At 51.0% G+C, this 19465-nt stretch carries 17 protein-coding genes; 4 read left to right on the top strand and 13 right to left on the bottom strand.

Translation table 11 applies throughout. The features are described from left to right. Window positions 1–14: 14 nt before the first annotated feature. The 9 genes from IJG50_08215 to IJG50_08175 form a co-directional block, all read right to left on the bottom strand. Window positions 15–1277 (bottom strand): methionine gamma-lyase family protein, encoded by a 1263-nt coding sequence (locus tag IJG50_08215; protein ID MBQ3379828.1) that lies wholly within the window; start codon window positions 1275–1277, stop codon window positions 15–17. 54 nt (window positions 1278–1331) lie between these two features. Beyond that, on the bottom strand, window positions 1332–2318 hold the full coding sequence (locus IJG50_08210) for a M42 family metallopeptidase (protein MBQ3379827.1): 987 nt from the start codon (window positions 2316–2318) through the stop codon (window positions 1332–1334). Further along, window positions 2308–3339, bottom strand: coding sequence for a M42 family metallopeptidase (locus tag IJG50_08205; GenBank protein MBQ3379826.1), 1032 nt, complete (start codon window positions 3337–3339; stop codon window positions 2308–2310). Before IJG50_08205 ends, IJG50_08210 begins: the two co-directional genes overlap by 11 nt. A gap of 7 nt (window positions 3340–3346) precedes the next feature. Beyond that, entirely contained in the window at window positions 3347–4378 is a 1032-nt protein-coding gene (locus tag IJG50_08200) for a M20/M25/M40 family metallo-hydrolase (protein ID MBQ3379825.1), read from the bottom strand. Window positions 4379–4388: 10 nt separating this feature from the next. Further along, entirely contained in the window at window positions 4389–5780 is a 1392-nt protein-coding gene (locus IJG50_08195; protein ID MBQ3379824.1) for a UDP-N-acetylmuramoyl-L-alanine--D-glutamate ligase, read from the bottom strand. Between the two features lie 109 nt (window positions 5781–5889). Beyond that, complete coding sequence (locus IJG50_08190) at window positions 5890–7308, bottom strand: hypothetical protein (GenBank protein MBQ3379823.1); 1419 nt, start codon at window positions 7306–7308, stop codon at window positions 5890–5892. A gap of 282 nt (window positions 7309–7590) precedes the next feature. Continuing rightward, entirely contained in the window at window positions 7591–7830 is a 240-nt protein-coding gene (locus IJG50_08185) for a 30S ribosomal protein S18 (GenBank protein MBQ3379822.1), read from the bottom strand. 21 nt (window positions 7831–7851) lie between these two features. Beyond that, the gene (gene ssb / locus IJG50_08180; protein ID MBQ3379821.1) at window positions 7852–8316 is read right to left on the bottom strand and encodes a single-stranded DNA-binding protein; all 465 of its coding nucleotides are present in this window, start codon (window positions 8314–8316) and stop codon (window positions 7852–7854) included. Window positions 8317–8329: 13 nt separating this feature from the next. Continuing rightward, a complete protein-coding gene (locus tag IJG50_08175) occupies window positions 8330–8626 on the bottom strand; it encodes a 30S ribosomal protein S6 (GenBank protein ID MBQ3379820.1) in 297 nt (98 codons plus the stop codon). A gap of 190 nt (window positions 8627–8816) precedes the next feature. Between IJG50_08175 and IJG50_08170 the strand changes: the two genes are divergently transcribed. Continuing rightward, window positions 8817–9065: an iron-only hydrogenase system regulator gene (locus tag IJG50_08170; GenBank protein MBQ3379819.1), complete on the top strand. Its 249-nt coding sequence runs from the start codon at window positions 8817–8819 to the stop codon at window positions 9063–9065. A gap of 49 nt (window positions 9066–9114) precedes the next feature. Here IJG50_08170 and IJG50_08165 read toward each other — a convergent pair whose 3' ends face one another. The 4 genes from IJG50_08165 to IJG50_08150 form a co-directional block, all read right to left on the bottom strand. After that, complete coding sequence (locus IJG50_08165) at window positions 9115–9351, bottom strand: hypothetical protein (protein ID MBQ3379818.1); 237 nt, start codon at window positions 9349–9351, stop codon at window positions 9115–9117. Between the two features lie 70 nt (window positions 9352–9421). Further along, a complete protein-coding gene (locus IJG50_08160) occupies window positions 9422–10390 on the bottom strand; it encodes a P1 family peptidase (protein ID MBQ3379817.1) in 969 nt (322 codons plus the stop codon). Between the two features lie 171 nt (window positions 10391–10561). Further along, a complete protein-coding gene (locus IJG50_08155; GenBank protein MBQ3379816.1) occupies window positions 10562–11281 on the bottom strand; it encodes an SDR family oxidoreductase in 720 nt (239 codons plus the stop codon). Window positions 11282–11455: 174 nt separating this feature from the next. Beyond that, a complete protein-coding gene (locus tag IJG50_08150) occupies window positions 11456–14026 on the bottom strand; it encodes a phosphoenolpyruvate synthase (GenBank protein ID MBQ3379815.1) in 2571 nt (856 codons plus the stop codon). Between the two features lie 237 nt (window positions 14027–14263). On the opposite strand from IJG50_08150, the gene IJG50_08145 reads away from it, so the two are divergent. The 3 genes from IJG50_08145 (at window position 14264) to galU (ending at window position 19283) form a co-directional block, all read left to right on the top strand. Beyond that, complete coding sequence (locus IJG50_08145) at window positions 14264–17578, top strand: leucine-rich repeat protein (GenBank protein MBQ3379814.1); 3315 nt, start codon at window positions 14264–14266, stop codon at window positions 17576–17578. A 315-nt stretch (window positions 17579–17893) separates the two neighbouring features. Then, window positions 17894–18400, top strand: a complete 507-nt coding sequence (locus tag IJG50_08140) for a QueT transporter family protein (GenBank protein MBQ3379813.1) — start codon at window positions 17894–17896, stop codon at window positions 18398–18400. Between the two features lie 13 nt (window positions 18401–18413). Further along, window positions 18414–19283 carry a UTP--glucose-1-phosphate uridylyltransferase GalU gene (gene galU, locus IJG50_08135; GenBank protein MBQ3379812.1) on the top strand — a complete coding sequence of 290 codons (870 nt, stop codon included), beginning with the start codon at window positions 18414–18416 and terminating at the stop codon, window positions 19281–19283. Window positions 19284–19465: the final 182 nt, after the last annotated feature.

Below are 19465 nucleotides of genomic sequence, written 5' to 3'. Positions count from 1 at the left end.
ACTTTTTTCGCGCGTTAAATATTTATAAGTCCTTCCGAGAACAGCTTTTCGACTGAAAGCGCGATCCCAAGATATCCGCTTTCCCACGTTATGCCGCCCTGCACGTAAGCTATATAAGGCTCGCGCATCGGTCCGTCCGCCGAAAGCTCTATGGATGCGCCGCCGATGAACGCGCCCGCCGCCATTATGACCTTATCCTGATAGCCCGGCATATCCCACGGTTCGGGCGTTACAAACGAATCAACGGGCGCCCCCATCTGTATCCCCCGGCAGAACGCGGAAAGCAGCTTATCGCTTCCCAGCGTTATCGCAAGGATTATATCGCTTCTTATCTCGTCGGGCGCGGGGCTCACATGAAATCCGAGCCGCTTATAAACCTCCGCGCAGAACACGCTCGTCTTTAACGCCTGCGCCGTTATATGCGGCGCCATATAAAATCCGCGGTACATATCGAGGTTCTGTCCTAGCGAGGCGCCCACCTCGCGCCCTATTCCGGGCGAGGTGAGTCTGTATGATATAAGCTCGATAAGATCGGCGCGGCCCGCCATATAGCCGCCCGAACGCGCAAGGCTGCCGCCGGGATTTTTTATAAGCGAGCCTACGATAACGTCCGCGCCGTAGTATACCGGTTCGTGCTTCTCTACGAATTCGCCGTAACAGTTATCGACCAAAACGACGACGTCGGGATACTTTTCCTTTATTGTTTTCGCCGCGTCGCCTATCTCCTTTGAGGTGAGCGTGCGCCTGTCGGAGGCGTATCCCTTTGAGCGCTGCACGAACACGACGCTCACCGTATCGTCCATCGCCTCTATGGCCGCGTCAGTATCTATTCGGCCGTCTTTAAGCTCCGTCTGGCGGTATTTTACTCCGAAATCAATAAGCGATCCCGCGCCCTTCTTCCCCGCTATGCCTATTATCTCGTCAAGCGTGTCGTAGGGCTTTCCCGTGATCGATAAAAGCGTTTTCCCTGGCCTCATAAGTCCGAAAAGCGCTATGTCAAGCGCGTGCGTGCCGGAAACTATCGAATGGCGCACAAGCGCGTCCTCGCATTCAAAGGCGTCGGCGTATACGCGGTCAAGGTCGTCTCTGCCCCTGTCGGAATAGCCGTATCCTGTGGTGCCTATAAAGTGCGTCTCGCTTACTTTGTTCTTATAAAAAGCATGATGCACCTTCATCGTGTTGTATCTGCATATCTCGTCTATGCGCTCAAACTGGGGGCGTACGCTCTTTTCAGCCTCGCCGCATAAATTCAATACTCTTTCGTCTATATCGAACATCGTCTTCTCCTTAAATAAAAATTCCGCCTCCTGCGGAATTTTTATTTTTTTTGTTTATCTTACCGCAAATTCGGCCGCCAGACTTATTGCGGCTTCCGCGTCCGCAATGTCTATGCATTCTCCCGCCGAATGGGTATATCTCGACGGAACGGAAAGTCCGCCAGTTCTTACTCCGGCGCGGCTTTGATGTATCGCGCCCGCGTCGGTCCCGCCCGACGGCGCGACCTCGAGCTGATACTTTACGCCTTTCTCCTTTGCGATATCGCAAAGCGCCGCGCGCACCTCTCTGTGCGTGATGACCGAGCCGTCCTTCACCTTTATGCCTGCTCCGCCGCCGAGCTTAAGCCCGTGTCCCGACGAATCGGGCGTGTCCGGCGCAGTCATAACGTCCACCGAAAGGGCGACGTCCGGCTCAATAGAATACGAAACGGCGCGCGCGCCCCTAAGGCCCAGCTCCTCCTGCACGGTGAAAACAAAGTATATATCATTGTCGGTCTCCTTTAAGCGTTTAAAGGCCTCCAAAAGCACAAAGCAGCCTATACGGTCGTCAAGAAAGTTTGAAAATACGCGTCCGTTCTGAACAAAGCCCTCGTGCTCAACAACGCAGGCGTCGCCTACTGAGACGAGCTTCTGCGCCTCTTTGTCGTCCCGCGCGCCTATGTCTATAAACATATCCGAAATCTTTAATTCGGCGCGTTTCGTCTTCGTGCCGCACATGATCACGCCGCGCGTACCGTTCTCGAAGCGCACGTATCCCGAAAGCGCGTAAAACGGCGACACGCCGCCTACGGGCGCGCAGTATAAAAATCCGTCATCCGTGATATTCGTAACTATAAGGCCGACCGAATCCATATGCGCGGCCAGCATGACGCGCTTGCCCGCGCCCTTCTTTCTCACCACGAGATTTCCCAAAGCGTCGCTGTATATCTCATCGGAAAAAGGCCGAAGCTTCGACGCTATAAGCTCGGATATCCCGCTCTCATGTCCCGACGGGCCGAAAGCGGAGCATAATTCAAGTAAAAGAGACGTATCAATATTCATAGCCCTGTTCCCCCAATTTATTTATAAGCGCGGCGATAAGCCGCTTAGTATTGTCGTAATCGTCAAGCGATATCACGCTTGACGGCGAATGAAGATATCTGCACGGCATGGACACGCTCAGCGCCTTATGTCCTCCGAAGCCCTGCGATACGGCGCCCGCGTCGTTTCCGCCTGCGCCGCTTTTTTTTATCTGATGCGATATACCGTTTTGTTCGGCGCACGAGAGCGCGAGCTTTACGAGCTTTGGATCGTAGAACGTAGAGTTGTCGATGAACGATATCGCAGGCCCTTCGCCCAGCCGAGTTACCTTCTTGTTTTCGGGCACGCCGTCAAAATCGGCGCACGTCGTCGTTTCAACGATAACGGCCACGCCGCTTTCGGCTTCCTTTGCTGCTACGCGCGCGCCGCGCGTTCCTATCTCCTCGCCCACGGTAAATACGGCTTTTACATCGTATTCAAGCTCGCCCGACAGCGTCTCCATTATCGCGGCGCAGCCTGCGCGATCGTCAAGCGCCTTTGCGCAAATGCGCCTTTGACCGAAATATACAGTCTCATCGTCGAAGCAGGCGAAGTCGCCCAAAGACACGTATTTTTCTGCTTCGTCCCCGTCCTTTGCTCCGACGTCTATATACATTTTGTCGATATCGGGCGCCTTTTCGCGCGTCTCCTTAGTCTGAAGATGTACCGCCTTTACGCCGATAACGCCGCGTATGCGATTTTCTCCTACAAAAACAGTCTTTGACAAAAGAACGCGAGGGTCAATGCCGCCCACCGTTTTGAACCTTAAAAACCCGTCCGACTGTATCTTCGATATGATAAGGCCCACCTCGTCCATGTGCGCATACAGCGTTACGGGCGTTTTCGGCCTGTTTTTTCCCTGTTTTTTTACTATGAGGTTCCCCATTCTGTCGCCGACGACTTCGCACCCGGCCTCTTTCATGCGCGCTTCTATATACGACGAAACGTCGTCCTCGTCTCCCGTCACTCCGCGAAGGCGGCACAGCGTCTCAATAAGCTCCACGGTCCTTCTACCCCCTGTCCTTTTGTAAAACATACTCGGCCGCAAGCCTGCCTGCGTCCTCGATATCGGAGACGGAGACCACCTCCGCGCCCGTGTGCATATATCTTAGCGGTATCGAGATCAGCGCGCACGGTATGCCGCGCCCCGATATCGCTATGCTCCATGCATTGGTGCCGGACGATCCGCCCATTACTTCCACCTGATACGTCATATCAAGCGACCGGGCCAAATCTATGATCTCGCGCGTGAACCGCTTTTTAAGGCTCGGAGCCGCGCCTATCATAGGACCGCCCGAAAGCTCAAATGTATCGTCGGATCTCGAATCGGGCGTACTTGCATGTCCAACGTCAACGCATATGCACATATCGGCGCCGGAAAGATACGCTCCCGCCGCCGCGCCTGACAGCGAAAATTCCTCCTGCGTGGAAAAAAGCACGTGGATACGCGTATTCATAAGCTTTCCTTTAAGCTCGCCCGCCGCGTATAAAAGCGCCGTGATACCCGCCCTGTCGTCGAGCGCCTTTGAAAGAAAGCGCCCGCCGAGCATCGTTCCCGCCGGTGTAAAAAAGCTCACGGCGTCGCCTGCGGAGATGTTTTCCGAAGCCTCCTCATACGAAAGGCCCGCGTCAATGAACATCTCGTCTATGGGCACGGCTTTTTTATAGTCTCCCGAGCTTGTGATATGAGGCGGAAGATTGGTTATAACGCCGAAATAATCGCGCTTGCCGTGGATCTTCACGCGCATGGCAGGCAGAACGCGCGCGTCTACGCCGCCAATGTTTACAAATTTTATCATTCCGTTTTCACATACGCCGCTCACCATAAGGCCGACCTCGTCCATATGCGCGTCCAAAAGCACGGTGCGCACAGCCTCGCCCCGCGGCTCAAAAACGGCATGTACGCTCCCCAATGCGTCGGTATATACCTCGTCTGCGCCCGCGTCCTTTAAAAGCTCTGTGCAAAGCGAGGCGATTTTCTCCTCAAATCCGGACACCCCGTCCGTTCGGCATAATTTTTCAAGTATTTCGTCCGTTTTCATATGCGTCTTGTCAGTTTAATTCGTTTACTATACGCTTAAACTCGTTTCCTCTTTCCTCAAAGTTTTTAAATAAGTCGAAGCTTGCGGATGCGGGAGAAAGAATGACTGTGTCGCCCTCGCGCGCCGCGTATGCAGCCGCAATGACCGCGTTTTTAAAGCTGTCGGCGCGTATTATTTCGGGCGCGCCGCGATAATTCTTATTCTCCGTTACGGCGGTCTCTATCTTTTTGGCCGTCGCGCCCGTTAAGACGAGCGTTTTTACTTTCTCTATGAGCGCGTCGCCCATTACCGTGTAGTCGAGGTTCTTGTCGTATCCTCCGGCGATAACGATAAGCTTTTGGTCGAACGAGTTGAGTCCCGCAAGCGTCCTCGTCGGGCTTGAGGCGATGGAGTCGTTGTAATAGCGGACGCCGTGAAGCTCTCTTACGAATTCTATCCTGTGCGCCACGCCTTTAAAGTTTCTCGCCGTATAAAGTATCGTCTCGGGCGAAACGTATCCCCACACCATGGCCGTCGCTGCAAGATAATTCTCAACGTTGCGCATTCCGGGAAGATAAATGTCGTCTTTCGACATGACGCGCGTCTTTTCCCCGTTTTTTAACATAACTATATCGCCGCCGTCAAGATATGCGCCGTCTTCGGCGTGAAGCGTTTTTGAAAAGCCGAGCGTCTCGCGCTTGTCCTTCATTTTGGAATATATATCGTTCGTTATATCGTTGTCACGGTTCAATACGAGGCGCGCGTCGGCGCGCTGATGAAGATATATGTTCTTCTTTGCGTCTACGTATTCGTCCATCGACTTGTGATAATCAAGGTGGTTCGGCGAAAGATTGGTGATGAGCGCCGCGTCGGGGCTCTTTTTCATCGTGTGGAGCTGGAAGCTTGAAAGCTCCAAAACTACCATGTCGTCTTTTTTTATCTCGGCTATCTTCGGCAAAAGAGGCGCGCCGATATTGCCGCCCAAATGACACGTATATCCTTCTTTTTTCAGCATTTCGTATATGAGCGTAGTCGTAGTTGTCTTCCCGTCTGAACCCGTAACGGCGAATACGCGCGCCGGGCAAAGCTCCATAAAGACTTCCATCTCGCTCGTCACCGTGCGTCCCGCCTCGCGAGCGGCGGCAAGCTCCTTCACGTCGTAGCGCATACCGGGCGTTTTAAAGATTATCTCCTCCGTAAGATCCAAAAGATAGTCGTCGCCCGCTATAACGCGCGCGCCGCGGCTTACAAGCTCGTCATACGTTTTGCCGAGCGCCTCCTTTGTTTTTTTGTCGCGCGCGCAAACGTCCGCTCCGCAGGAAAGAAGCATATATATAAGCGGCAGGTTCGATATGCCGATACCTATTACCGCCACCTTTTTCCCTTTTAAGCCTTCAAAATATTTTTTATAGGCGTTGTCCATAAAAGCCTCCGAAATAATTTTTATTTAACTAATATATTATATACACATATGAGGTTTTTTTCAATTAAAAAAAGAAAAAAGGCGGGCGTCGTCGATTTCCCGCCTTTTGTCAGCGTCCGCCGTGGTCGTAATAATAATCCTCCGCCTCTTCGTAATCTATGAAGTCGTCAATATACCACTCGTAGAAATCCGAGGGGTGGTCAAAGTCCTCGGACGCGGGTAAGCCCGGATCCGTGTACGCGGAATGCGAAGCGGCGCCCGGTTTATCGTTTACCGTCTCCTTTTCTCTGTAATCCCAGATCTGCTTTACGCGTCCGTCAACGCATTGCACTTTGACTATGAGCGTATATCCGCGGTAAAAATAATACGTGCTAGTCATTCTGTATCTCGTTTTGCCCGCTTCATAGCTGCTGACTTCGTCAAACTGTAAGTCCACGTCGTCCGCTCTGCCGAGCGATGTGTAATTTATGTATGCTTCGCTCATACCGACGTAAGGCTCCTTGTCGCCATAGAGCTTTTTTGCTTCCCTCTCAGCTTTACGATCAAGCTCATCTTTTCGCTGCTCAAGCATTTGCTTAAACATTTTTGCCTTTTTGGAAAGCTCCTCCGATTCATAATTATAATCTTTCCAACCAAACTCTTCATATGCCTTATAGACGAGGCCGTTATTGTAATCCAAGCGCGCCCTGCAATACGCGGCAAGCGCGCCTGCCCTATTTTGTTCCTTGCCTTCAATAGACTCAAGCAGCGTAAGCGCCTCTTCGTAACGTCCCTCAAGAGCGTACTCCTCGGCGTTAAGATATATTTCGTGCGCGCTGTGCAGGTCAAGCAGAACGTAGGCGCATACGAACAGGACGGCTGCAAGAAAAACGACGAGAAATATCACTCCGGCCACGCGCGTTTTTTTAATCTTGCGACTTTTCGTCTCCTCCGTCAGAGACGCTTCGTACAATCGTCGGTTTGTTGACACCTCCTCTGTCACAAAGCCAAGCAGCGGCATAAAAGCAAGCGCGAATACAATGCATAAAAGGATCACGCCGACGCACAAAAGCACGAGCCCAAGGCCTGTGGCGTTCATATGATAGTCGAGTAGCGTGCTTATGCCGCCGATTATGAGAAGTATAGGTATGGCCGACAGCACAAGAGTAATAAGGAATACATAAAATGCGCCCTTTGCGCTTTCGCGCTGCCTTTTTCGGTATTCCTCGAGCGTTATCGGTCCGTCCGGCGGCGATCCTATCCGGTCGGGGTCGTCGCTCTCGTCCGGCGGCGGCACGGACGGCGCGGGCGGCGGCGCTCTATACGAATCAGGCTCGGCGTATTCTGTCGCGTCGTCGTGTTTATCGTCATATTCGTCGTCATGTTCGTCGTCATATTCATCATCAAATTCGTCGTCGTGTTCGCCGTCAAGATCTTTGATCGTTTCCTGAAAGATCTTATATGCGATATACTTCTCGCTCATATCTGTCTTTTTGTCGCCGTTAAAATCAAACATATCTCCAAAAAGATCGTCTTTTTTATCCGGCACCGCACTCACCGCCTTTCCCACAAAATCAAGTTTATTATTATTTTACCCGAAATTACCTCGTTTTTCAATAAACGGTCCTAAATCGACGCGCCGTCAAATGATATGGATCATATTTGTAAAAAAAGAAAAAAGCATATTTTGCCTTTTTCCCCTCTTTATGCCTGCGGCTTTTATATATTTTTTATTTGTTCATTTCTTAGGGCGATATCATATCAGATCATAAAAAAACAGACCCTCTTTGCATTCATTTGCAAAAAGGGTCTATGTTTACGTTTTTTGCTCTTATTCAGCCGTGAACGGTAAAAGAGCGATATGACGTGCGCGCTTGATAGCTTCGGTGAGCTGGCGCTGATGCTTAGCGCAGGTGCCGGTGATGCGTCTGGGCTGTATCTTTGCTCTGTCCGAAATGTATCTTCTCAGACGAGCAGTATCCTTGTAATCGATATGTTCAACTTTATCAACGCAGAACTGGCAAACCTTTCTCTTTGCACGTCTGTTCTTATAAGGTCTTTCTCTTTCCATCGTCTTACCTCCTGTTTCGGATCAAAACGGCAGTTCGTCGCCGTCGTCAACTTCTTCAAAATCTCCGCGCTGTGCCGGCGTGTATCCTCCTATCGGCGCGCCCATATCGCCCTGAGGGGCTTGCGGCGCACTTCTGAACGAGGAGTCGGCTCCGGAAGCGGAAGCGTCTTTTTTGGAATCGGCAAAATATACCTCATCCGCCACAACTTCTGTGGAATAGCGGTTGTTGCCGTCCTTGTCCTGCCATTTTCTTGTCTGAAGGCTGCCGACTATTGCGATCATACGGCCCTTTGTAAAATATCTCGATACAAATTCGGCCGTCTGTCTCCAGCAGACTACATCAAAAAAATCGGCGGTCACGGGATCGCCCTGACGGGCGAAACGCCTGCTTACGGCAACACGTATAGTAGTAACTGAAATGCCTGACGGGGTAGTTCTAAGCTCGGGGTCGGCTGTTAAGCGTCCCAATAATATAACTTTATTCACCCGTTACACCACCTTACGCATCTTTTCTGATAATAATGGAACGTAAAATAGCATCATTGATATTGTAGATACGGTCGAGCTCTTTCGGGAACTCAGGATCGCTCTGGAAGTTGACGAGAACGTAATAGCCTTCGGTAAGGTCATTTATCGGATACGCAAGGCGTCTTTTTCCCCATTCGTCAACGCTTTCGACAGTCGCAGACTTTTCTATCAAAGTCTTGAACTTGTCTACGGCAGCTGCAACGGCTTCTTCTCCGCCCGTCATATCAACGATAAAAATCGTCTCGTAGCTGACAAGTTTTTTCTCCATTTTTCTATACCTCCTTCTGGACTTTTGGCCGCATTTTGTTTTTATGCGGCAAGGACTATAAAATTATATTAAAAGCGTCCGCGTTTGTCAAGTAAAAAAACATATATTTTTCCCCAAGGCTCGTCTGCTTGACTCGCCCCGCCCTTCTTTGATATCCTTTAAACAGCGAAATAACAAAGGAGGCATATATATGGAAAAACGCATATCCATAATTTCCATAATAGTTGAGGATAAAAGCATAGCGGATTCAATAAACGCCCTGCTTCATGAGTACGGCAATTACATAATAGGCCGCATGGGAATACCGTACCGCGAGCGCGGTATTTCGGTCATCTGCGTAGTTTTAGACGCCCCCAACGACGTTACGAGCGCGCTTTCGGGAAAGCTTGGCGCACTTTCGGGCGTTTCAACCAAGACGGTGACGTCAAAATCATATTAGAAACAGCTTTTCGAAAAGCCAAAAACGCGCCCAAAACGGGCGCGCTTTTTTAATCTTCTCTATATCGCTTTAATTTCTTATTCTCCGGCAGCCACAGATCCTCGCGCCTCGGTACGGGATAATCGTTCAAATCGAACTCCATATCCTCGGCTATCTTCAAAAGCTCCTCGTTAGACGCTTTTTCCGCCATGTTATACGCTTCCAACGCGCCCGGAAATCCCTGATTATAGAGTCCGTCGAGCATATACATGATATCAAATCGCAGCGCATTGTAATTGTAATCCATAAAATATCCTCCGTTATATCGTTTTCTTATATTATGATCGTCATTCCCAAAAAAGCGGCGGGAACTGTTATTATTCGTCTCCGAAAATATCGTAATATCCCTTAAAGCCGTATGCGCCCTTAACTTTCGATGCGCGAAGTATGGCCTCGGCGGCGCAGTCGGCCGCTATCGTACCCACTACGTCGGGCGTGGTCTTTATTTCGCCGGTAGCCATCACGAACACGGCGTCGCCGTCCTTCGACGTATGTACGGGGCTTATCGTCCTTGCGTAGCCGTTGTGCGTTATCACGGCCGTGCGGTTCGCCTCGCCCTTAGTAAGGTCGGCGTTCGTCACGATGCAGCAGAGCGTTGTGTTCTCTATGCCGCCTTCGGGGATCGCGGCGTTAAGAAAGTATTCCTTCGCGCTCCTAATGCTTTGCCCGTCTTCGCTGAGTATCCCGGCGACGAACTTACCCGTTTCGGGATCTACGACGTTTCCCACGGCGTTCACAACGGCCAAAGCCGCCACCTTGAGCGGACCGTACGACACGCCGTATATGCCCAGTCCTGTCTTCATGGCGTAGTCCTTGCCCGCAAACTTGCCTACTATGCATCCTATGCCCGCGCCCACATTGCCTTCGGCTATATCGCCCGAGCTTGCGTTCTTTGCCGCCTCATAGCCCATTTTCTTATTGGGATACACGTATCCGCTGCCCACGGGGAGGTCGAAAACCGACGCGCCGACGACGAGCGGCACATAAAAAGGACCCACCTTATAGCCGATGCTTTTCTCGGCAAGATACGCCATTGCGCCGCCGCAGGCGTCGAGCCCGAACGCGCTGCCGCCCGAAAGCATAACGGCGTGCATCTTGCGCGGCGCGCTGCCGGGAAGAAAAAGCCCCGTTTCTCTCGTGGCGGGGCCGCCGCCTCTTACGTCACAGCCGCACGAAGCGCCCTTCTCGCATATAATAACGGTGCAGCCCGTGGCGTTTTTTTCGTCCTGCGCGTGGCCTATCTTTATACCGTCTATGTCTGTTATCTTTATGAGCTTCTTTTCCATAAAGCGATACGTCTCCGTTTTTCATTGCAGTTTTTCACTTTTATAATTATACCGTTTCACGACGGAAAAAACAAGATGATTTATGCCCCGCCCTCATAAAAAACAAAAGCGGCAAAGACCCTATGCTCCGCCGCCTTAATACCGGTTATTCATCTAAAGTCAAAACGTTTCTTAAAGTCTCATGCCGCCGTTTACATTCAAAAGCTCGCCCGTAACATAGCTTGAGAGATCCGACGCAAGAAATAATGCGGCGTTTGCTATCTCCGAAGGCTCGGCAAGCCTGCCCAACATGGTCATGCCCCTGAATTTTTCCAGAAGGTCCGGCGGAACGGTCTTCATCATGTCGGTCATCGTATATCCCGGCGCTATGGCGTTTACGCGAACGTTTCCGCCTTTCATCGCAAATTCCTTTGCCCAGCTCTTTGTCATCCCTATAACGCCCGCTTTGGTCGCCGCATAATTTGCCTGACCTACGTTTCCGAATACTCCTACAACGGAAGATATGTTGATTATAGAGCCCGATCTTCTTTGCTGCATGGCGGGACCTATAAGGCGCGTCAGATTCCACGTTCCCTTTAAGTTTACGGCGATCACGCGGTCAAACTGTTTCTCCGTCATCTTTTTTGTCATGGCGTCCATCGTTATACCGGCGCAGTTTACGAGAATATCTATATGATCGTGCAAAGCCGCGATCTCTTTATATACTCTTTCGCAGTCGGCAGTGCTTGCCACGTCCGCCTTAAAAAAGCTTATCTCATTTTGCCGGGGTCCTTCGATATCCATTATATCAAGGCCGATGACCCTTGCGCCGTTATTTAAAAAAACGTCGCATATCGCTTTTCCTATGCCGTTGCCGGCGCCCGTTACAACGGCTGTTTTATCTTTCAGCATTGTCTCACCCGTATTTTTATGTCGCGCTGAAACGCTTTTAAAAAGCGGCGACTTTATTTTTTTCGATAAAATTATATATTACCGAAGAATATGCGTCAAGCTCGCGCTTTTTTTTTAGGTTATATCGCTCGATCCGCCTTTTTTAATACGCATTTACTTTTTTTATCGACTTTATTATATGGTTATCAAAAGATGCTCATTTTTTATGTCGTTGTAAAGCCTGCAGCCGCATGAGCTTACGTCGTAAACAAAAACGATTTCTTCAAGCTGGCTGTTTTCGTCTATCTCTTTTAAAATATTTTTCTGTCCCTTTAGCTTTTCGGGAGCAAAATGCAATGTTTTTTCGTTATTGAATACGGCGGTGTATAATATCTCGGCCTCAACAAGGTCCTGAAAGAAGTGACTGCCGTAAGAGAGCTCGGGATTGTAGCCCGCCCGCGATTCCTCCATTTCACAAACGACCTGAAACTCGCTTATTTCCGCAAATGAAGTGGGAACGCCCAGCTCGGGCGACGAAGTGCCCACTCTTCCCGGCACCATCAGCATCATATGCTTGTCTTTATCGCGGTAATGCCAGTTAATCTTGCCGATAAGCTTTGCCACGGAGGCCTTCTCCCTGTAAGGCATATTGTAATAGGCCACAGGATCTACCCAAACTATCAAATCAAGCTTCGAAGTCTTTGAAAGCCCCATCGACGCCCCTCTGCTCTCTAACAGTATATGCTCCTTCGGCACGTCCAAAGGTATCGTAACGCCCGCCCTGTCGCTTATTACCTGAAGCGGCCTGCACTGCAGAAGATCTATGGAATACTCCCCGTTGTCGGAGACGTTTATCGTAAATTCCGTATCGACCGGATAATCGTACTCATCCTGTATTCGCTTAAGCATTCTTCGCATCTGCGACATGAGCGCCTTATTGCTCACAAGGCCGCGGCACGATATGAACGTAGACGAGACGTTTCTCCCCATTTCACGGAGTCGGCTCTCAACTTCAAAGTCGTGTTCGAGCAGAATATTTTTAAGATACTCCGGCATCACGGGCTCTATATCACGAAGCGGCAGCCGCTCCATATCCTGCAGCGAAGCGTTTATGACCTCAACTCTGCCCTGCGAGAACTTGTGGCGGTCGGCGTCGCTTGAATATATAGTCTTTTCGGGCATATCGAGGCTTACTAGCCGCGGGTACGAGCCCTCCGTTCTGTCAACGGCGGAAGTGCCGAGACCCATGACCAAGCGGAGCATGCCCGCCGACTGATCCGAGCTTTTAAGAAAGCTGTACGGGCTGTACGAATATCCCACGCCCGCCGCGCAGGGCATATAATACGCTCCGTAGTAAGAACCCGAAACGCGCTGTATGAGAAGCGCCATCTGCTCGTCGCGCTTATCAAGCCCGCGCCTCTTGCGGTAGTCAAGCGCCGAAAGGCTCATCGTGCTTGCGTATACCGTCTTTATCGCTTTCTCAAATTCCGAAAGGCGTTCCGCAAGCGTTCCCCTGTTTGCGCAGAACACCGACTCGTACTTGCCCGCGAAGGCGTTGCCGAACCCGTCCTCAAGTATACTGCTCGAACGGACGATATACGGGTCTTGGCCGTAATACTCGATTATATGAGCGAACTGCTCTCGCATTTCGTCGGAAAAGCTGCCGTTCATCAGATGCTTTGCAAAATCGGCGGCAAGGGAATAATACCCCTCCTCGGTACGCTGCTTTATACGCAGATCCCAGAAATTGTTGTCAACGATATAAGTATAGTAAACGTCCGAGCCTACGTAAAACGAATCGTGCGGCTCCAAAAACTCGTTTATCTCGGGCTCCGTATTTCTTATTATCGCCCTTGCAAGAAGCATGCCGCAGGCCTTGCCTCCTATCATGCCCGTGCCTATCATGTGGTCGCGCACGTCGAAATAGTCCTCGGGCGTAAAATGCTTCTTTACCATCTCGCGCATTTTCGTGTCGCGCGTCATCATTATGTTGCACATATTGGCGCACTGGCCCGATATGTCCACTCCGTTTTCGTAAAGCACCTTCGCTTTTTTGAACGACCTGTCCCACGAATCCATGAACTGCTCGTCTGCCGAACGCTGCGCTTTGCCGAGCACCTGATAAAAGCGGCTCGACTTTACGCCGTCGAGCACCGGGCGAAAGCGTCCCGTTTCAGACTCGTACGTGTGCGGCAAAAACATCGTATCGGAGCTTCTGTTCCACACCTTTTCGGGGCGCACGTATACGTTCTTATTATCCGAATATACGTCAAGAAAAAGCTGCGTCGTATCGAGTATCTTGTTTATCGCGTGAACGGAATGCTTTCCCCGTATTATCGGGAAGAACGCGACTGTGTCAAGTATAAAAAGGAACGGACACGTTACGCGAAAGAAGTTGCCCATCATAAGATCCGTCGCCCACATGACCTGAAGCTCGGAAAGGCAGTCGAAAATATAAAATGCGTCTTTGCCTTCGCGCTCTATGGCGTTGTGTATATCGACGGTAAACGTCTCGAAGCGGTGCGACAGCGGCACTTTTATCGTTTTCACCTCGGGACGGTCCTCCACAAGCGGCTCGTGGCTTGCAAATCTGAAGTAGATTATATTTCTCTTGTCCTCTATCGCCTGCAAAAGATACGGTTCCATAAAAAGGCGAAACTCCCAAAGGTCCGAGACCCGCCACACTACGTTGTCGCCAAGCCTGATATTATCAAGAGCGGCGTCCATTTCGGGTATCCCCGACTTAACTCTGTCAAATGCAGCCATAACTATACCTCCCGTATAAATAAAAAAAAGACGCCTCTCATAAAAGAAGCGCCTTTGCTTTCTATAGTTTATATTATTACGGCTGCCCGCATATGTCAAGCGTCCGCGCTTAAATACCGCACGAATTTTTTGTTTCAAAACATCCAAAACAAGGTAAAATGCGAATCGGCGCTATCCTTTTGGCGCATGATGTGATATGATCATAGATAATATGTGAAAATGAAGGAGTGGTGAAAAATGCCCGAAACGCGTTTTAAAACCATGAAAAAGAGGCTGCTTGTTATACTTGTCATGGCTGCGGTCCTGTGTACATCCCTTCCCGTATGGGCCTCTGCCGAGGAAGTCTCCGGCGTCTGCGGCGCGGACGGGGACAACCTTACCTGGACCCTGGACGACGCCGGAACGCTGACCATCAGCGGGGCCGGGGCTCTCACCGCTAAATATGACCAGTATAATCATAACCAGCTGGTCCAGCCCTGGGCGCAGAAACATTTAATGTCATATAACAACGGCCAGATATGGGTCTATACCTACGACCATATAAAAGAAGTGGTCCTTGGCGAAGGGATCACCGAGATCTCCGGTCCCGTTTTTTCAGGCCACACCGGACTGACACACATAGAGCTCCCCGAAAGCGTTACTACCATCGGTGACAACACGTTTTCAGGGTGTACGGGCCTTAGATCCGTTTCGCTCCCTTCCGGCATTACGAACATCGGGAACGGCACGTTTTCAGGATGCACCGAGCTTACCGATATTGCCATACCGAAGCAAGTTACAGCCATCGGCAATGAAACGTTCCAAGACTGTTCCTCGCTTCGAAGCATCAACATTCCGGACGGGGTTAAAAGCATAGGCGATTATGCCTTCGAGAACTGTACTGCTCTGACCTCCGTGACGATACCGAACGGCGTAACGACGATAGGCAAGTACGCGTTCTCGTGCTGCGAGAGCCTTAACGAGGCCGCGCTGCCCGAAAGCATTTCCAAGATCGGAAAAGGGGCGTTCCTCGGCTGCATAAACTTAAGTGCGGTGACAACACCAAAAGGCGTGACCGTCATCGAGAGCTTGACGTTTAAAAACTGCACGGGCCTTACGAGCGTAACTTTGCCGGAAAGCCTGACCGAGATTGGGATCGAGGCTTTTAGAGACTGCACCGGTCTTACAAGGATCGTTATCCCCAAAAACGTAAGTTATATCGAGGACAGCGCTTTTTCCGGCTGCGTAAACCTCGTTGATATCCCGCTCACCGGGATCATTTGCTATCCCCATATTGTGACGAAGGGTACCAGCCAACAGTTGTACATCACACTGCGGCCCTCCGTCACAACAGAGAAGGATACGACTCTCAGTTACAACATCCTCAAAAAAGGAGTCGGGGGCATTCCTTACGCGTCGATCAGTGACGACGGGATCATCACCGGCCAATGGCCGGGACATACCTCACTTGACATCAACACGGAAAACCTGACCGAGACCTTTGATATACAGGTGCAGATAGAAAAAAACGGAGATTATATAAACTACGGGTATCCGTTCGTCAATACTCGGGAATCGTTCGGATATAAAAAAGACAACCACCTTCCGGTATTGAGATACCAGCAGGCCGGCCTGTCGTATCCGAAGGCAAAACTGTTCAGTTCCATGTATAAATGGGACGGAGGCTGCTATGGAATGGCGGTTTCCTCAATGCTGTTCTATAAGGGCAAGCTTGACCCGACAGACTATGATAAAACGGCAAAATACCCGTATTATTTTCCTTCGCAGATAGGCGACGATGCCCATAAAAAGCTCAGAGAGATGATCGAGCTTTTCCATCTGTCCCAGTACACATATCTGAAGGACTGGGACATCGCCTGGAAACTCTTCAGTTTCGCGGAGTCCCTGCGGGCCGACGAAATGGCGAGACAGATGGACAGTGGGTATCCGGTGCTGCTGTGGCTGAAAGCGGAGCATCTCAAAGAGTTCTGGATCGAGCACACCATCGTCCTGTACGGGTATGAAAAAACAGACTCCGGATATACTTTCTATGCATACGATCCAAGCGATGAGATAGCGTCTGTCGATATCTCGGAGGACGGCGTGTCTATATTTTACAGCGCGTCAGATCATCATGATTTTAAAGTGCACGCATATGCCTCGTATTACAGCGTTGAGAATATCTATACGAGCCTTGCCAAAAAAAATAAAAAAGACGCGGCTGCGCTGCTTAGCAGTGCCGAAGAAGCCGGAGATTACACTTATTGCATCGTTCCCGCGTCCGAGTTCACCGTTACCGATGCTGACGGCAGAAGCGCTGCGCTGAAAGACGGAGAACTCATCGGAGATATCCCTGACATTCACCTGCTTCTTCCCGGCGACCGGGCGGAAACGCCCGTATATACGCTGCTTATGCCTGCGGGCGAATACACATTCGACGGGGTCGGCAGCGTAAACATGGCCAACGACGAACTCTTCATCAGCGTTTCTGCCAAAGAGGGACCGGTTACGGTATCTGACGATCTGCGCAGCATAGATCTTAGAGGAGATTTTGAAGTGACCTATACCGCGGAAGGAAACGACTATGACTCGCTTAAGCTGACCGGTTCGGCGGCTTCCGGCGTCGCTCTTTCCCTGCGGGAAGACATGAGCCGCGCAGATGTGCGCGGAGCCGATACGATCCGTGCCGCGGTAACGGTAGGCGGCCAAGAGAGTAGCGTTTCCTCCGAGGTCGGGGCTTCGGACGCCTGTGTAGTATTAAACGCCGCCGCGGATGAAAAAGCCGCTCTTCAGATCCTGGCCGGCGGCGAGACGGTCACGGACGCCGTGCCGCTTTCACAACGTCAGAAAACAGAAAAGCCCGTACCGGAAATCATCAAAGCTTCCTCCGGTCCGTGGACACTGACTTTCGATCAAAGCGATCCGGAAGCGGTCATCTACTACACCACGGACGGGACCGAACCGGACGAGGATAACGGGCATGTCTACATTGGTCCCATCGAGATAAACCGGCCCATGACGATCCAGGCGGCGGCGGTGAAAGAGGGATATCTTATAAGCGATATCGTGTCTCTGGACGTTCCTCCATTCCTTTCCGCGCCGACCTGCGTCACACCGCAGGGGATCAGCGACGAGCCGGTCACGGTGGAACTGACCGCCGAGGAAGGGGCGAAGATCTATTACACTCTCGACGGGAGCGATCCCGCAATTGAAGGAATAGAATACTACGGACCCTTTACCCTGTGGACCAGCGCAACTCTCAAGGCATGCTGCGAAAAGGACGGATGCTTCAGCGAAACGGCCGAATTCCGTTTCCTCATAGGAGAATCTGGCCACATATATGCAAGCGTGGAGAAAAGTTCCGATGGTACCGTTCTGAAATACAGCGCCACTGTGCTTGAAGACGACGCGCAGCTCCTTATCGCCCGATTTCATGGGGCCAATATGGAAGACTGTACGTTCCTCCCGCCAAGATCGGGAGTCTTACCCGCAGAGAGCGGCTATATTTACAAACTGTTCCTCATAAACGCTGATTGCATTCCGCTATGCGAGTCGGTTATGCTCGCGTCGTGACAACCGCTCGCAGGCAGGATGGGGTCCGCCGAAGTGCGGACCCGGCGCACAGGCTATAGCGGAGGGGCGAAAAGTCAGGTTTCAGCAAAACGGCCTCTCGCACCGAAATGTCCGTTTAATTATCGTCGTACGGCCGAAAAACCACCGCCGCCGAGGTGTAAAAGAAAATCTTTCCGGCTGGATCCTGATTTTTATTTCAAAAAAAGCTTGCCTAATTTGCGCTTGTACTGTATAATGAAATTCTTGAGGCATACGCCTTAAAAGTCAGTCGCAACATCCTGACTTAAAACAAAACTACGAAAGGAAAACAGAATAATGAAAACAAAAGACCTTGTAACGGGCGCGCTTATCGCGGGAGCATATCTGGCTCTTACGCTGGTGCTTGCGCCTATCTCCTACGGCCCCATCCAGTTTAGGGTGTCGGAGGCGCTCACGCTGCTTCCGCTCATATTCCCCCAGGCTGTGCCGGGGCTTTTTATCGGATGCCTGCTTGCCAACGTATTCGGCGGCTACGGCGCGATAGATATAGTATGCGGCTCGGCTGCAACGCTTGCGGCTGCGATAGTAACGCGCTATATCGGAACGCACATAACTGCGCGCGCGCCCAGGCTCGTACTCGGCGCCCTGCCGCCCGTCCTCTTCAACGCCGTCGTTATAGGCGCGATGCTTACGTTCGTTGAGCTGGGCGTATTCGACCCCGCCTTATTTGCGATAAACGGCACGCAGATACTTATAAGCCAGGCAGGCGTAGTGTATGTTATAGGCATACCCCTCGTCATCGCCTTACAGAAGGCAAATCAAAAATACGCATTTGCAAAATAGAGGAGGAATCACTATGGTAAAAAAAGCCGTTATCCCTGCGGCGGGCTTCGGCACGAGAATGCTTCCCGCATCAAAAACGGTACCGAAGGAAATGCTTACGCTCGTTGACCGTCCCTCTATATCTTACGTGGTGGAGGAAGCCATATCGTCGGGCGTCGAGGATATCTTGATAATCACGAGCCGAGGCAAAACGGCTATGGAGGAATACTTCGTTCCGCACTTTGAGCTTGAGGCAAAGCTTTCGGCGTCGAAAAAGTTCGACGAGCTTAAAAAGCTAAAGGAGCTTACGGAGCTCGGCAACATACACTTCGTATATCAGAAGGAACAAAAAGGGCTTGGGCATGCGATACGCTGCGCCAAAGCCTTTACCGGAGACGAGCCGTTCGCCGTTATCCTTGCCGACGATATAGTATATAACGACGGCGCGCCTGCCACGCGCCAGCTTATCGACGCATATGAGAAGCTTCACGGCGTTATTTTGGGCGTGCAGTATATAGACGACAAAAACATCTCAAAGTACGGCGTAATAAAGCCCCAAACCATAGAAAACGGCCTCTTCCGCGTGACCGACATGGCCGAAAAGCCGAAGGTCGAGGAGAAAATGTCCAATTACGCCGCGCTCGGCCATTATATCCTGACTCCCGAAATATACGACGCGATAGACGCGACAGTCCCCGGCGTGGGCGGCGAGATACAGCTTACCGACGCCATAAGAAAGCTTATAGACAAAAACCTCGTTTACGCCGTTGATTTTGCCGGCAAGAGATACGATGCGGGAAACAGGCTAGGCTATATGAAGGCGTCAGTCGAATATGCGCTGAGAAGCCCCGAAATAGGAAAAGATTTCAAGGCGTATTTAACACAGCTCGTAAAAGGGATCTAACGAAAAAAAGATGCAGCGAAGAAAAAACGCTGCATCTTTTTTGGGTCTGTCCCAAAATTTGTGTAAAGTCCGAAGCATGGTGTAAAACAGAGCAAAAATAATATATTGCGGGAGGGCGGATTATTCCGGCCTCCCTTTCTTGCAGTATAAGCGGGAACGGAATGCATGTCAAGGGCGGCGGC

It is taken from the genome of Clostridia bacterium (assembly GCA_017405765.1).
GTDB lineage: Bacteria > Bacillota > Clostridia > Oscillospirales > RGIG577 > RGIG577.
This window is presented reverse-complemented; position numbering and strand designations above follow the sequence as displayed.